At 65.9% G+C, this 13,660-nt stretch carries 12 protein-coding genes; 7 read left to right on the forward strand and 5 right to left on the reverse strand.

What is annotated here, in order from left to right; all coding sequences use genetic code 11:
• Positions 1–14: 14 nt before the first annotated feature.
• A complete protein-coding gene (locus WS61_RS18615; protein WP_027781348.1) occupies positions 15–959 on the reverse strand; it encodes an ABC transporter ATP-binding protein in 945 nt (314 codons plus the stop codon).
• Between the two features lie 422 nt (positions 960–1,381).
• On the opposite strand from WS61_RS18615, the gene WS61_RS18620 reads away from it, so the two are divergent.
• The 6 genes from WS61_RS18620 (at position 1,382) to WS61_RS18645 (ending at position 8,097) form a co-directional block, all read left to right on the forward strand.
• A complete protein-coding gene (locus tag WS61_RS18620) occupies positions 1,382–1,678 on the forward strand; it encodes a cupin domain-containing protein (RefSeq protein WP_059502253.1) in 297 nt (98 codons plus the stop codon).
• 615 nt (positions 1,679–2,293) lie between these two features.
• The gene (locus WS61_RS18625) at positions 2,294–3,898 is read left to right on the forward strand and encodes a DUF2957 domain-containing protein (RefSeq protein WP_059502255.1); all 1,605 of its coding nucleotides are present in this window, start codon (positions 2,294–2,296) and stop codon (positions 3,896–3,898) included.
• Positions 3,899–3,969: 71 nt separating this feature from the next.
• Positions 3,970–5,223, forward strand: a complete 1,254-nt coding sequence (locus WS61_RS18630; RefSeq protein ID WP_059502257.1) for a DUF2957 domain-containing protein — start codon at positions 3,970–3,972, stop codon at positions 5,221–5,223.
• A 73-nt stretch (positions 5,224–5,296) separates the two neighbouring features.
• Positions 5,297–6,121, forward strand: a complete 825-nt coding sequence (locus WS61_RS18635) for an OmpW family protein (protein ID WP_034204235.1) — start codon at positions 5,297–5,299, stop codon at positions 6,119–6,121.
• 121 nt (positions 6,122–6,242) lie between these two features.
• The gene (locus WS61_RS18640) at positions 6,243–6,746 is read left to right on the forward strand and encodes a hypothetical protein (protein ID WP_059502259.1); all 504 of its coding nucleotides are present in this window, start codon (positions 6,243–6,245) and stop codon (positions 6,744–6,746) included.
• A gap of 238 nt (positions 6,747–6,984) precedes the next feature.
• Entirely contained in the window at positions 6,985–8,097 is a 1,113-nt protein-coding gene (locus WS61_RS18645; protein ID WP_059502261.1) for a hypothetical protein, read from the forward strand.
• A 78-nt stretch (positions 8,098–8,175) separates the two neighbouring features.
• Here the strand turns inward: WS61_RS18645 and betA are convergent, their stop codons facing one another.
• From betA to WS61_RS35245, 4 genes are all read right to left on the reverse strand, one after another.
• Positions 8,176–9,876: a choline dehydrogenase gene (betA, locus tag WS61_RS18650; RefSeq protein ID WP_059502263.1), complete on the reverse strand. Its 1,701-nt coding sequence runs from the start codon at positions 9,874–9,876 to the stop codon at positions 8,176–8,178.
• Between the two features lie 14 nt (positions 9,877–9,890).
• Positions 9,891–11,360 carry a betaine-aldehyde dehydrogenase gene (betB, locus tag WS61_RS18655; RefSeq protein WP_059502265.1) on the reverse strand — a complete coding sequence of 490 codons (1,470 nt, stop codon included), beginning with the start codon at positions 11,358–11,360 and terminating at the stop codon, positions 9,891–9,893.
• A gap of 32 nt (positions 11,361–11,392) precedes the next feature.
• On the reverse strand, positions 11,393–11,977 hold the full coding sequence (gene betI / locus WS61_RS18660) for a transcriptional regulator BetI (RefSeq protein ID WP_059502267.1): 585 nt from the start codon (positions 11,975–11,977) through the stop codon (positions 11,393–11,395).
• A gap of 347 nt (positions 11,978–12,324) precedes the next feature.
• Entirely contained in the window at positions 12,325–12,642 is a 318-nt protein-coding gene (locus WS61_RS35245) for a hypothetical protein (protein WP_179949689.1), read from the reverse strand.
• Between the two features lie 55 nt (positions 12,643–12,697).
• Between WS61_RS35245 and WS61_RS18665 the strand changes: the two genes are divergently transcribed.
• Positions 12,698–13,600 (forward strand): alpha/beta fold hydrolase, encoded by a 903-nt coding sequence (locus WS61_RS18665; RefSeq protein ID WP_059502269.1) that lies wholly within the window; start codon positions 12,698–12,700, stop codon positions 13,598–13,600.
• The last annotated feature ends 60 nt before the right edge of the window (positions 13,601–13,660 follow it).

Below are 13,660 nucleotides of genomic sequence, written 5' to 3' on the forward strand. Positions count from 1 at the left end.
GAGGACGTCAAGCGTCAGGCTCCTTGCACGCCGTTGCGGCGGTTGTCGATCAGGCTGACGAAAATGTCTTCCAGCGAGCTCTGCGTCGTGTGCAGGTCGCGAAAGCCGATGCCGGCCGAGCCGAGCGCATTGATGAGCTTCGCGATGCTCGCGTCGTCGCGCTGCGAATCGTACGTATAGACGAGCGCGGCGCCGTCCTCCGCGCGTTCGAGCCCGAACGGCGCGAGCGCTGGCGGCACGTCCGCGAGCGGCTGCTCGAGCTGCACGGTGAGCTGTTTCTTGCCGAGCTTGCGCATCAGTTCGCGCTTTTCCTCGACGAGCACGAGTTCGCCGCCGAGGATGATGCCGATCCGGTCGGCCATCTCTTCGGCCTCCTCGATGTAGTGCGTGGTCAGCAGGATCGTTACGCCGCTTTCGCGCAGCGAATCGACGAGCTTCCACATGTCGCGGCGCAGCTCGACGTCGACGCCGGCCGTCGGCTCGTCGAGGAACAGGATGCGCGGTTCGTGCGACAGCGCCTTCGCGATCATCACGCGGCGCTTCATGCCGCCCGACAGCGTCATCAGCTTGTTGTCGCGCTTGTCCCACAGCGACAGCGCCTTCAGCGTCTTCTCGATGTATGCGGGATCGGGCGCCTTGCCGAACAGGCCGCGGCTGAACGACACGGTGGCCCAGACGGTTTCGAACGCGTCGGTGGTCAGCTCCTGCGGCACGAGGCCGATCATTTCGCGGGCCGCGCGGTATTGATCGCGGATGTCGTGGCCGCCGACCGTCACGCGGCCTTCGGTCGGCGTCACGATGCCGCAGATCGAGCCGATCAGCGTCGTCTTGCCGGCGCCGTTCGGCCCGAGCAGCGCGAAGATCTCGCCGGGGCGGATGTCGAGGGTCACGTGCTTCAGCGCCTGGAAGCCGGACGCGTAAGTCTTGGAGAGGTCGGAGACGGAAAGGATCGGTTGCATGCTCACGGATGGCACGGCCGCCCGGCGCGACGGCGGGCGCCGCGCGTGCCCGGCGCCGCCGCCGCTGCGAAGCGGCCGGGACCGGGGACGGCATGGCGAACGGGCGTCATGTCGAACGGTATTGTGGTGCGGGATCGCGGGACCGCCATATTAGCAATCGGCAGATCGAAATGCATTTCGGTGGAAAGGCAGGGTCGTGCCGGTGCCGGATTTGCGTGAATGGCGGCGATATCGACTCATGATTCGGTGCTTTATTCGAGCGACGCGAACAATGAGGGCAGTTTTCCGCGAACCGGCTGCGACCGCGCGCCCGCTCGGCGGGCCGGCCGACTGTGCTGCCTGCCGGCCCGCGCGCCGTACCGGGACGGCACGCGTGGCGCTCGCGATAATGCGTTCCTTTCACGGTGATACGGAGCGGGCGCATGTCCTTGATCGATTTCAAATCCGTGGCGGACGCACAGGCTGCTGCATGGAAATCCACGATCGTCGGCGAAGTCGGCCCGGCCCGGATCAAGGTGCTGCGCATGGATGCGCAGCCTTACGAAGCGGAAGTGCACGACTACGACGAGGGACTGCTGGTGCTCGACGGCACGCTGATGCTGGAGGTGGAGGCGGAAACGGTCGCGGTCGGGGCCGGGCAGATGTATCTCGCGCGCGCCGGCACGCGCCACGCGGTGCTGCCCGGCAGCCACGGCACACTCGCGATCATCGACGTCTGAGGTTGCGGCGCAGCATGCGTGCGGGCCGCCGAAGGCTGGCCGGCTTGGCTCGACGCGGATCGGCGGTTGCCGTTCAAACGCGTGTTCCGGGGTCCGGTATTTGTCTGAGCAAATAAAATGAAGGCCGTTTGAAAAACTGTCAAATACCGTGCACCGGCTAGGATCGCGCGGTTTCATTCGTTTGGAACTCTGCATCCATTTACTTGTGGGAAGCGTCCGATCATAGTCTCGACAAACGACGCATCACGATAACGAATCAAGCGTACGTATGGAGACCACACCATGAGACGCCTATCCGTGGGGCCAGCGGGACTGCCGTTTTCCGATATTTCGCTGAATGCAGGCGCGACGCAGCTCGCGCGGCTGCATCGTCACCTCGCCGTGTAGCGGCAAGCCGTAGCGGCAAGCCACTTTCCGTTTCGATCGTTCCGACGGCGCCGTGCCGCATGACGGCGCTGCGGGAGCGCGCTCGTCTGCTGCATGTGCCCGACCGGCATCGCGGCCGCCTTGCGTGCATCGTCATGCGCCGCGCCGTTCGTGCGGCGGCGCGATACCAACCGGCGGGCCATGCAGCCCGGCCGGACGAGACTTGTCGTACCTGAAAAGGAGGGGTTGATGATTTGCATTCCTGAATGGCGGAAGGCGATCCTGTCGTGCGCGGTGCTGGCGCTGCCGTTCGTCGCCGGTTGCGGTGGCGGCGACGATCCGGGGCCGATCAACGTGCCGCAGTGCTCGGGCAGCGCATGCGGGCCGAGCGGCGCGGAAACGACGCCGCCCGTCGTGACGAAGCTGTGTCCCGACGCGCTCGATTACACGACGACATATACGGGCGGCGCCGGCAGCGGCGAGTACGTGAAGGTGAAATTCGATACGACGAAGCTCACCTATCAGATGCAGTTCGTCGAATCGTCGGTGCCGACCTCGGCAGGGCAGATCAACGACACGCGCGCGGGCCTGACGATCAGCGGCGCGTTCCATCATCCGACCAATCTCCCGACGGCCGAGCAGAATCGTTGCGCGTTCGTGCTCGACAGCGGTGCGACGAGCGACGGTGCGTATTCGGTGACGATCAATCGCGCCGATCCGCCGATGCTGTTCGTCGGCAACGGCGTGGTGGGCGGCGGAATTCCGGGCGCGACGATTGCGTTCCAGGGCATCGAGCTCGTGCCGGGTCTCTTCCTCGGCTCGGTGCCGTCGCGCACGTTCGACTTCTATCCGTTCATCGGCTTTACCGACACCGAAACGGATTTCGCGAAGGTGGCCGGCGTGTACAACGAAGTCGGCATTCACCTGCAGCCGACCGGCACCACCTATCAGACCACCACGCCGCAGGGATGGCAGCCGGACGTCGTGAACTGGAACCAGACGCTCAATGCGGACGGCTCGTGCACGATCACGCCAGGCAGCGACTACTCGTGCCAGACGACCGGCTCGCCGTGGACCTTGCGCAAGAATGCGGACGGTACGCCCGACAACGTGTTCGTCAGCCATGCGCAGTCGGGGCAGGCTTATCCTTCGGCAGGCCAGGGACAGCCGCTCGTGATCCTCGTGCCAAGCCAGGCGCACGGCGTGATGATCGTCGGCAAGCTGAACGGTGCGCTGGTGCCGGTCGTGATCCGCGTCGGGTATGCGTATGCCGCGCCGGGCAATCCGCTGGGTTCGGTGGCCGATGCGGAGGTCGGCATCTCGATGCTCGCTCCTGCCAAAGCCGTGGCGCCCAACCTGCTGAAGGGCGGGTTCATCGGTGCGACGAGTGCATCCGCGTGCGGTGTGGTGACCAACAACGGGCCGTCGGGCAGCGCGGCAGGCACGGCGCCGAGCTTCAATCCGTTCGTTCCGCACCCGGACCTGCCGGGCACGTTCAACACGGCTTTCAATTACTTCACGCCTTCCGCCGGCAACTGCAGCGACGGCACCGCCGTGTCGACCATCGCGGCGAACTACACGTCGACGCTGTTCCAGGGCAATACCGCGGCGTTCATCGACCCCCAGACGTCGAGGGCGACCGCGCAGTTCGGGTTGGACTATACGCAGGCGTCGCCCGGCAAGATCGCCGTCACGGCCAACAGCGACTTCAACGCGAAGGGTGCGACCGGCAACGTGGCGATCTTCAGCAAGGGCGACACGGGCTGGCTCGTGACGGCCGGCAACGTCTACGCGATGGTCGTCAACAACAACAAGGTCAACCCGTTCTTCACGGTCGGCGCGTTCGTCCAGTAACCCTGCATTGAACACGTAACACCGGCGGCGCATGCGTCGCCGCCGGCGAATCGAATTTCAAGAGGATTCCTATGAATGTGAAACATTGGATGGCCGCGGCGTCGCTCGCGCCCGTGCTGGCCGCATGCGGCGGCGACGGCGACCCGCCGCCCGCGCCGGTGGTGCGGCTGTGCCCGCAGACGATCGACTACAACACGGTGTTCGTCGGCGGCTCCGGGTCGGGCGAGCTCGTGAAGGTGCAGCTCGACACGACGAAGATGACGTACCGGATGACTTACCTCGCATCGCCGGTGCCGACCGCGACGGGCACCGTGCAACCGACCCGCGACACGGCGCCCGCCAATGTGGTCGACGGCACGCTGGCCGACGAAACGGGGCTGCCGACGGTGAAGCTGAACCAGTGCACGTTCCGGATGCAGAACGCAAGCCTCGACCCGAGCCGGCCCGCGCGGCTGTTCCTCGGCGAAGGCGTGCTGGGCGGCGCGATCCCCGGCGCGACGATCCAGTTCGACGGCGTGATCGGCGTCGGCAAGATCCCGAAGACGACGTTCCCGTACTACCCGTTCATCAGCTTCTCGTCGCTCGAAACCGACCTGACGAAGATCGCCGGCACGTACAACCAGCTCGGCTATCACCAGGTGCCGTCGCAGAACTTCCAGCCGGTGGCGCTCGACCAGAAGGTGACGATCAACGCGGACGGCAGCTATACGGAAACCGACAACTTCGGCAAGAAGAACGGCGGGCAGCCGCTTGCGTCGAGCGCGACCGTGAACCAGCCGTTCACGCTGCGTCCCGATGCACCGGCATTCCAGTCGCTCAACTACCAGCCGCAGATTCCCCCGACGCTCGCCGCACTGGATCCGGCGAAGGCCGGCAAGGGGATCCTGATCGTTGGCAAGCTGCGCAACCAGCTCGTGCCGATCTTCATCCGTACCGGCGCCGCGAACGCGGACCTCACGCAAGGCCCGCCGAGCGCGGACGACGAATCGGGCATCTCGTTCCTGAGCCCGCAGACGGCCATCGCGCAGGGCTCGCAGGACGGCGAGTACACGGGCGTCGACAGCGCGTTCAACTACCGCGCGACCGCACTCGTCGGCGCACAGGCCACGTTGCTCGATCCGTTCAACGCGTCGCAGGCCGCGCTCACGCGCGCGCTGAACCTCGACTACACGCAGAAGGTGCCGGGCGTCGTGACGACCGTGCATGCGGACGCGGCGTCGGGGCCGGCGACCGGCAAGTTCGTGTTCACAGGCGGCGTGTTCGGGTTCCTCGACATGGCCGACACGAGCAACCCGTACTTCACGGTCGGCGCGTTCGTGCAGTGACCGCGTGCGGATGGAGACACGGCGGCGCCGCGCGCGAATGCGCGGCGCCCGGACGGAACGAGGGGGAGACTTCATGAAGAAGCTGATTGTCGCGGGTGTCGTCGCAGGCGTATCGACGCTCGCATCGGCCCAGCAGGCGGGCGACAACGTCGCGACGCTGGGCTGGCTGCACATCATGCCGCAGGATTCGACCAACGGGCTGACGACGAATCTCGCGAACATGCCGATCAACGGACCGTTGCGGCTGCCCGGGTCGTTCACGTCGCCGGGCACGAGCCTGACGGTCAACAACGCCGATACGGTCGGCCTCACGCTCACGCACTTCTTCACCGACCACATCGCGGTGACGTCGGTGCTCGGCGTGCCGCCCGAGTTCACGCTCACCGGGCACGGCGTGATCAGGCCGCCTGGGCCGGCCGGCGCGCTCGGCAACGTCGACATGGACAAGTCGGCGAACCAGCCGGCCGTGAAGAACGCGCGGCAGTGGAGCCCGACGATCATTCTGCAGTACTACTTCAATTCGTCGACGGCGAAGTTTCGCCCGTTCGTCGGAATCGGCGTGGCCTACAGCTGGTTCAGCAACATCGAACTGAACGGCAACTTCGCGAAGGACATCAACGAGAACCTCGGCAGCGTGCTCGCCGCCGGCGCCGGCAAGCCGGGTGCGACGTCGGTGGAGGGCAAGGCGTCGTCGTCGTTCACGCCGGTCTACAACATCGGCGCGAGCTACGCGATCGACAAGCACTGGGGGCTCACGGCGACGCTGACGTACATGCCGCTGAAGACTTACTCGTCGCTCGTGATCAAGGCGGCCGACGGGTCGACGCTCGCGACCACGCGCACGAAGTTGAAGGCCGACCCGTTGATCACGTTCGTCGGGATTTCCTACAAGTTCTGAGCCGACCGGTGTGCATGACGCGTGCCGGCGGCTTCCTGCGACCTTCCGGCCGGCTCGTTCCGGCCGGAAGGTCGCGTTCCTGGCGGCGTGCCGCCATTTGTGAAGAGAGGGGGCAGTTCAAATGAGCATTCGCAAAATCGTATCGCTTGTTGCTGCAGTGGCTTTGACCGCGGTTTCGGCCGCGCCTGCTTTCGCCGTCACCGTTTCGCGTGCGGACGGTCAGCCGATGAATCCGAACGGCGAACCGTTCTCCGCTTCGGGCATCACGAACCTCAGTAAAGGGTCGATCTCCGCGGGCTGTACCGCGACCTTCAACGGCACGATCACGTCAACCGGCATCGTCAACATCACGTCGACGACGTTCACGGGCGGCGCGACGTGCTCGCTGATCAGCGGCAGCGCGAGCAGTACGTCGCCGTGGACGGGCCAGGCCGACAGCACGACGCAACTGTCGATCAACAACGTGAAGGTGAACGTCACGCTGCTCGGCACCTGCGGGCCGAGCAAGGTCGTGACGGCGTGGAGCGATGCGAACTCGTCGCTGACGTTCAACAACGCCGCGCTGACGCCGGACTGTACGGTGGGCGGTACCGTCCTGACGTCGCCGAAGTTCCACGTGCAGTAAGCGTCGCGTAATCGAAGCGGGAACCCGCCGCGCACGAGGGCCGTGCATGCGGTATGGGCGGCGGGTTTTCGCGGCTTTGACGGGTTCGTGCCGTCGCGCGTATCGGCGCGGCGGCCGGTCGACCGCCCGTGTCGCGATCCGACGCGGGTGGAGCGACAGAGCTGGCGTGGCATGCTGCGCCTCCAGATCCCATTGAAACAAGACCAAGCCAATTGGCCAGAACCATCCCGGACGACCCATGCTTACCGATCCAGCAAAGTATGGCGATGCCCGCGGCGCGACGCCCGACCGGCTGCGCACGGCCGCGTGGTTGCAGTACCTGATCGACCATCTCGACGCGGCGGTTTGCGCGGCGACCGCGAGCGATGCCGGCGACAGGACCGTCGTCGCGTCGCCCACGATACGTGTGGGGACTGGCGCGAGCCTGTCCCGGGAAGCCACTGCCGTTCTCCACCGGCTGGCGCCGTGGGTCGCAACGGACGGCGGCGGATGTGCATGCGACCCGGCCGATCCGCTCGGCCCATGCTCGCATGTGCCGTCCGCGCCGCAGCTCGCCGAAGCCGAACATTGCTGCCCCGGCTCGCGCGCCGTATTCGACACCGCGCACGGCGTGATCGAGGCGTGCGCATTCGACGATCCCGACGTCGGCTGGGCCGCGCTCGAACGGATTGCAGATGGCGTCGAATGCGGCGGCGACGCGGGCGCACGCATCGCGAACGAACATGACGGGCAGCGCGAGACGCCGCCTGCGAAGAACCTGAGAGCCACGCTGACCGCCGTCGCGGCAACGCGCACGGCAACGCCGGCCCGTCCCGGCGCCGTCATCGACACGATCGTGCTGCGCGCATGCGGCCCGCGCGACGACGCGGCGCGCATCGACGAGATGGCGGCGTTCGCGATGTTCTCCGCCGAACTCGCGGCCGGCAACGGCGTTTCCGTTCGGGCGTACGGCGGGCAGCACAACCTCGTCGCGCGGGCGATCCGCACGCATCGCGCCGATCTCGCGTCGATGGACGGACTGTTCGCGGCGCTATCCGTATGCAGGCTCGATCAACTGACGGGCGCGGGCAGCTTCTGGGCGTACTACCTGCTGGCAGGCATCGTGATCGCCGTGCCGGACACGATCCGGGAAATCGGCCGTCGTTTCCATGGCGACACCTGGGAAGCATGGCTCGACGACGTGCTCGCGAGGCCGGCGGTCGGCCGCTTCGGAGCGACGGAGGAGGCCGCGTTCGACCGCTTGCGCGACGCGATGAGCCTGACGTCGCGATGGAATCCGATCGTCCGCGCCAAGCGGACGCGACGCGTTTCGGCCACCCGGCCACGCAGCGCAAGCGGGACGACGCAATGAAACGCGGCTCGTGGCGAGAGCGCCGCGAGCCGCGGGGAGGAGGGTATCGCGGCGCCCGCCGCGGGCGCCCCGGATCGATCAGACCGTCTCGGGTTGCCGCACGGCCTTCGCGACATTGCGCGCCGGTGCGCCGTTCGCGACGAAGTACGGCACGTCGACACGTGCGAGCGGCGTGCGGCCGCGGATCTTGTCGGCGATCTTCTCGGCGATCATGATCGTCGGCGCGTTCAGGTTGCCGGTCGTGATGATCGGCATGATCGACGCATCGACGACGCGCAGCCCTTCGAGCCCATGCACGCGGCCTTCTTCATCGACCACCGCCATGTCGTCGTAACCCATCTTGCACGAGCACGACGGATGGAACGCGGTTTCCGCGCGAGCGCGCACGAATGCGTCGAGCTCCTTGTCGGTCTTGCAGTCGGCGCCCGGATTCAGTTCGCGGCCGCGATAGCGATCGAGCGCCGGCTGCCGCATGATCTCGCGCGTCGCGCGAATCGCATCGCGGAACTCGCGCCAGTCGAGCGCTTCGGCCATGTAGTTGAACAGGATGCTCGGATGGTCGTTCGGGTCGCGCGAGCGCAGCTTCACGCGGCCGCGGCTCGGCGAGCGCATCGAGCCGACGTGCGCCTGGAAGCCATGCATCTCGATCGCGTTCGAGCCGTTGTAGTTGATCGCCACCGGCAGGAAGTGATACTGGATGTTCGGCCACAGGTCGTCGTCGCGCGTGCGGATGAAGCCGCCCGCCTCGAAGTGATTGCTCGCGCCGAGGCCCGTGCCGTTCAGCATCCATTCGAGGCCGATCTTCGGCTGGTTCCACCACTTGAGCGCCGGATACAGCGAGACCGGCTCCTTGCACTCGTACTGGATGTACATCTCCAGGTGGTCCTGAAGATTCTGGCCGACGCCGGGCAGATCGAGCACGACGGGAATGTCGAGTTCCTTCAGCCATGCGCCGGGGCCGACGCCCGAACGTTGCAGCAGTTGCGGCGACGCGATCGCGCCGCTGCACACGAGCACTTCGCGTCGGGCGTGCGCGGTCGCGCGCTCGCTGCCGCGCAGATAGGTGACGCCCGACGCGCGCTTGCCGTCGAACAGGATGCGGTCGGCGAGCGCGTGCGTGACGATCTCGAGATTCGGCCGCACCTTCGCCTGATCGAGGTAGCCGCGCGCGGTGCTCGCGCGGCGACCCTTCGGCGTGACGGTGCGGTCCATCGGGCCGAAGCCTTCCTGCTGATACCCGTTCAGGTCGTCGGTGCGCGGATAGCCGGCCTGCACGCCCGCATCGACCATCGCCTCGAACAGCGGGTTCACGCCCGGCTTGCTGGTGGTGACCGACACGGGGCCGCTGCCGCCGTGATAGTCGTTCGGACCGATGTCGCGCGTCTCGGCTTTCTTGAAGTACGGCAGGCAGTCGAGATACGTCCAGTTCTCGAGGCCCTTGTGTGTCGACCAGTTGTCGTAGTCGAGCGCGTTGCCGCGGATGTAGCACATTCCGTTGATCAGCGACGAGCCGCCGAGCCCCTTGCCGCGGCCGCACTCCATCCGGCGGTTGTCCATGTGCGGCTCGGGGTCGGTCTCGTACGCCCAGTTGTAACGGCGGCCCTGCAGCGGATAGGCGAGGGCGGCCGGCATCTGCGTGCGGAAGTCGAAGCGGTAGTCGGGGCCGCCCGCTTCGAGCAGCAGCACCGTGACGTCCGGATCTTCCGTCAGCCGCGTGGCGAGCACGTTGCCCGCGGAACCCGCGCCGCAGATGATGTAGTCGTATTCGCGTGTCGTCATGACGGATCTCCTTCTCAGAACACCGGGTTGTAGCGGCCGAGCTCGACCTGCACCGACTTGATTCGAGTGTAGTGCTCGAGCGTCGTGATGCCGTTCTCGCGCCCGACACCGGATTGCTTGTATCCGCCAACCGGCATTTCGGCCGGCGATTCGCCCCAGGTATTGATCCAGCAAATGCCGGCTTCGAGGCGATGGATCGTGCGGTGCGCGCGCGACAGGTTCTCGGTCACGACGCCGGCCGCGAGGCCGTAGTGCGTGTCGTTCGCGCGGGCGATCACTTCGTCCTCCGATTCGAAATCGAGGATGCTCATCACCGGCCCGAAGATTTCCTCGCGCACGATCTTCATGTCGTCTCGGCATTCGCCGAACACGGTCGGCGCGACGTACTGGCCGCTGCCGAAGTGGCCGTCGGTCAGGCGCGTGCCGCCCGCGAGCAGCTTCGCGCCTTCGGCCTTGCCGCTTTCGATGAAGCCGAGCACCTTGTCGAGTTGCGCGGCCGACACGAGCGGGCCGAAGTTGGTGTCGGCATCGGTCGGCTTGCCGACGCGGATGCGCTTCACGCGTTCGAGCACCTTCTTCGTGAACGCGTCCTTGATCGAGCGGTGCACGAACACGCGCGTCCCGTTGGTGCAGACCTGGCCCGAGCTGAAGAAGTTGGCGGTCACCGCGATGTCGGCCGCGCGGTCGAGGTCCGCATCGTCGAACACGATCAGCGGCGACTTGCCGCCGAGCTCCATCGTCACTTCCTTCAGCGACGACGCGCCGGCCAGCGACATCACCTTCTTGCCGGTTTCGACGCCGCCGGTGAACGACACCTTCGCGATGTCCGGGTGGCCGGTGAGCAGCGCGCCGACCGAGCCGTCGCCCTGCACGACGTTGAACACGCCGGCCGGCACGCCGGCTTCCGTATAGATTTCCGCGAGTTTCAGCGCGGTGAGCGGCGTGACTTCGCTCGGCTTGAACACCATCGCATTGCCGGCCGCGAGCGCGGGTGCGGTCTTCCAGCAGGCGATCTGGATCGGGTAGTTCCACGCGCCGATACCGGCGCACACACCGAGCGGCTCGCGGCGCGTGTACACGAACGACTCGGCGCGCAGCGGCACCTGCAGCCCTTCGATCGCGGTCGCGAGGCCCGCGTAGTACTCGATCACGTCCGCGCCGGTGACGATGTCGACCGCGAGCGTCTCGCCGATCGGCTTGCCGGTGTCGCGCGTCTCGATGGCCGCGAGTTCGTCGTTGCGCTCGCGCAGCAAGTCGACCGCGCGGCGCAGGATGCGCGAGCGCTGCATCGCGGTCATCGCCGCCCATTCCCGCTGGCCTTCCTGCGCGGACGCAACCGCGCGATCGACGTCGGCCGCGCTCGCCTGCTGCACCTGCGCGAGCAGTTCGCCGGTGGCCGGATCGAAGGTGTCGAAAGTCTTGCCGCTCGTGGCGTCGACGTAACCGCCGCCGATGTAGAGGCGCTGCAAACCGTATACGGACATGAGGATCTCCTTGAGGGCGACTGCGTGACGCGTCAGTCGGACGCGAGCAGCAGGTCGATGTAATCGTGGGCGAGCTTCAAAGCGGCTCGGGTGTCGATCGGGCCGCCGGCGAGTGCGCCGCGCAGCCACAGGCCGTCGATCAGCGCGGCGAGGCCGCTGGCGGCCTCGCGCGCTTTGGCGCGCGGCAATGCCTTCGCGAACTCGGCGCACAGGTTCGAATGGAGGCGCCGCGTGTTGACGTGCTGCAGGCGCTTGAGCATCGGGTCGTGCATGCTCTGCGACCAGAACGCGAGCCACGTCTTCATCACGGGCGCGCTGACCTGCGTGTCGTCGAAGTTCGCGGCGACGATTGCGCGCAGCCGCGAACGCGGATCCTTGCGCGCGGCTGCGCGGCGGCGCGTGGTGGCCGACCACAGGTCGCGCAGCACGTGCCGCATCGTCGCTTCGAGCAGGCCGTCCTTGTCGCCGAAGTAATGGCTGACGATGCCCGTCGAGATGTTCGCGCGTTGCGCGACCGATGCGAGCGTCGTGCCGGGCAGGCCCGCTTCGTCGATCGAGCGCAACGTTGCATCGATCAACTGGGCGCGGCGTATCTCCCGCATTCCGACTTTCGGCATCGTGACTCCCTTCGCCCGGACGGGCCGTCCATGGAAGTCGGAATCCTAGCGGTTTTTTATTGAACGATCAATCAACAAAAAATCGGGGGCGAACGGAATGCCGTGTTCCAAACGGGAGGATTCGTCACGTCTGGAGCCCATGTGCAGGTGCGGAAAAACGAGTTGAAAGAAGGTTAATTAAGTTTGAATCTGTTTAAAACGGTTCACGGAAATTCGATGCAATCAGAAGCACCGTTTCCATGTTCGATTTCATTACGAAACGAAAGAATGTCGAAATCTGCAACATCGTTCACGATATGAAATTGTCAAACCGGATCGTGAAGCTGGCCGGCTTTCTAAAATCCGTTTCAATTGACCGATTGAAATCGATCAAACCATTGAATAAAAAAGAGAAATTTGTAATTTTTAGCGTCGGAAAGGGTGGCTCGCAAACGATTGCAGTCACCTCTTCCTGGATTCCTCATACCACGAAAATCGATAAATAAATTTGAATCCGGCGTATTTCCGGTCCGGGTAGAGGGATTTTTGGAATCGCTTGAGTAAGTAATATCGGTCGTATTAGTATGGCGCCGCACCACGAGGAATGAATGGCGCCGCGGGAAATTGCTGCGGTGCGTCGGCAACGAGCGCGTCGAACGACCGCGCGCGGGGGCGGCGTCAGCCATTGCGCACTTGCAGCATGCCGCGACGTCGAGACGCCGCATCCACCGGAGAACGACGATGCCGACCGAAAAACACGTGGTCCCGCTACCGAATGGGCTGAAGGTATACGTCGAGCGGAACGTGTTCGACCCGGCCTTCGACACGGCGATGCTCGTCAACGGCGCGCTCGCGACGACCGCGTCGTTCGGCCAGACGGTCCAGTATCTCGGCGAGCGGATGAACACGATCTGCTTCGACCTGCCGTATGCGGGGCAGTCGCGCCAGCACAATCCAGGCTGCTCCATCCTGACCAAGGACGACGAAGCCGCGATCCTCCAATACCTGGTCGAGCGCTTCGCGCCGGTGTTCCTCGTGTCGGTGTCGTGGGGCGGCGTCGCGTCGCTGTTCGCGCTCGCGCGCGGCTGCCCGAGCGTGCGGCGCGCCGCGATCTGCTCGTTCTCGCCGTTCCTGAACGATGCGATGGTCGACTACGTGACGCGTGCGCGCGACCACATCGCGGCCGGCGAGAACCTGAAGGCCGCGCAGTTGCTGAACGACACCGTCGGCCGCTATCTGCCGCGCATCATGAAGCTGTACAACTACCGGTATCTCACGCGCCTGCCGCGCGACGAGCAGGACCAGGTCGCCTTCCACGTCGACCAGATCCTGTCGTTGCAGCCCGAGCGCTACTTCAGCGAGTTCTCGAACATCGGCTGCGAGCTGCTGTTCCTGAACGGCGAGCGCGACGAATACACGACGCCGGCCGACGTGCGTCAGCTCGGCGCGCACGTGGCGCGCGCCCGGTTCGCGACGGTGCCGGACGCCGGCCATTTCCTCGACATCGAAGGCCGTGCGCAGCGCGAATGCACCCGTGCCGCGCTGCTCGATTTTTTCTGTGGCGACGCGCCCGTCGCGACCGGCATCGCACGTGCCGCCGCGCACGCGTGCGTGCCCGCGCCGATGCCTGCGCTGTCGTCGTGACGTCGTCCGTCGTGCATCGGGCTCGTCCCGCGCATCCGAATTCCCATCCCAACGAGGCAG

The sequence above is a fragment of the Burkholderia sp. ABCPW 11 genome (genome assembly GCF_001523445.1).
Lineage (GTDB): Bacteria > Pseudomonadota > Gammaproteobacteria > Burkholderiales > Burkholderiaceae > Burkholderia.

Excerpts from the sequence above, each read along its gene's own strand:
- WS61_RS18615 (WP_027781348.1), bottom strand. The coding sequence starts at position 959 with ATGCAACCGATCCTTTCCGTCTCCGACCTCTCCAAGACTTACGCGTCC.
- WS61_RS18620 (WP_059502253.1), top strand. The coding sequence starts at position 1,382 with ATGTCCTTGATCGATTTCAAATCCGTGGCGGACGCACAGGCTGCTGCA.
- WS61_RS18625 (WP_059502255.1), top strand. The coding sequence starts at position 2,294 with ATGATTTGCATTCCTGAATGGCGGAAGGCGATCCTGTCGTGCGCGGTG.
- WS61_RS18630 (WP_059502257.1), top strand. The coding sequence starts at position 3,970 with ATGAATGTGAAACATTGGATGGCCGCGGCGTCGCTCGCGCCCGTGCTG.
- WS61_RS18635 (WP_034204235.1), top strand. The coding sequence starts at position 5,297 with ATGAAGAAGCTGATTGTCGCGGGTGTCGTCGCAGGCGTATCGACGCTC.
- WS61_RS18640 (WP_059502259.1), top strand. The coding sequence starts at position 6,243 with ATGAGCATTCGCAAAATCGTATCGCTTGTTGCTGCAGTGGCTTTGACC.
- WS61_RS18645 (WP_059502261.1), top strand. The coding sequence starts at position 6,985 with ATGCTTACCGATCCAGCAAAGTATGGCGATGCCCGCGGCGCGACGCCC.
- betA (WP_059502263.1), bottom strand. The coding sequence starts at position 9,876 with ATGACGACACGCGAATACGACTACATCATCTGCGGCGCGGGTTCCGCG.
- betB (WP_059502265.1), bottom strand. The coding sequence starts at position 11,360 with ATGTCCGTATACGGTTTGCAGCGCCTCTACATCGGCGGCGGTTACGTC.
- betI (WP_059502267.1), bottom strand. The coding sequence starts at position 11,977 with ATGCCGAAAGTCGGAATGCGGGAGATACGCCGCGCCCAGTTGATCGAT.
- WS61_RS35245 (WP_179949689.1), bottom strand. The coding sequence starts at position 12,642 with ATGGCTGACGCCGCCCCCGCGCGCGGTCGTTCGACGCGCTCGTTGCCG.
- WS61_RS18665 (WP_059502269.1), top strand. The coding sequence starts at position 12,698 with ATGCCGACCGAAAAACACGTGGTCCCGCTACCGAATGGGCTGAAGGTA.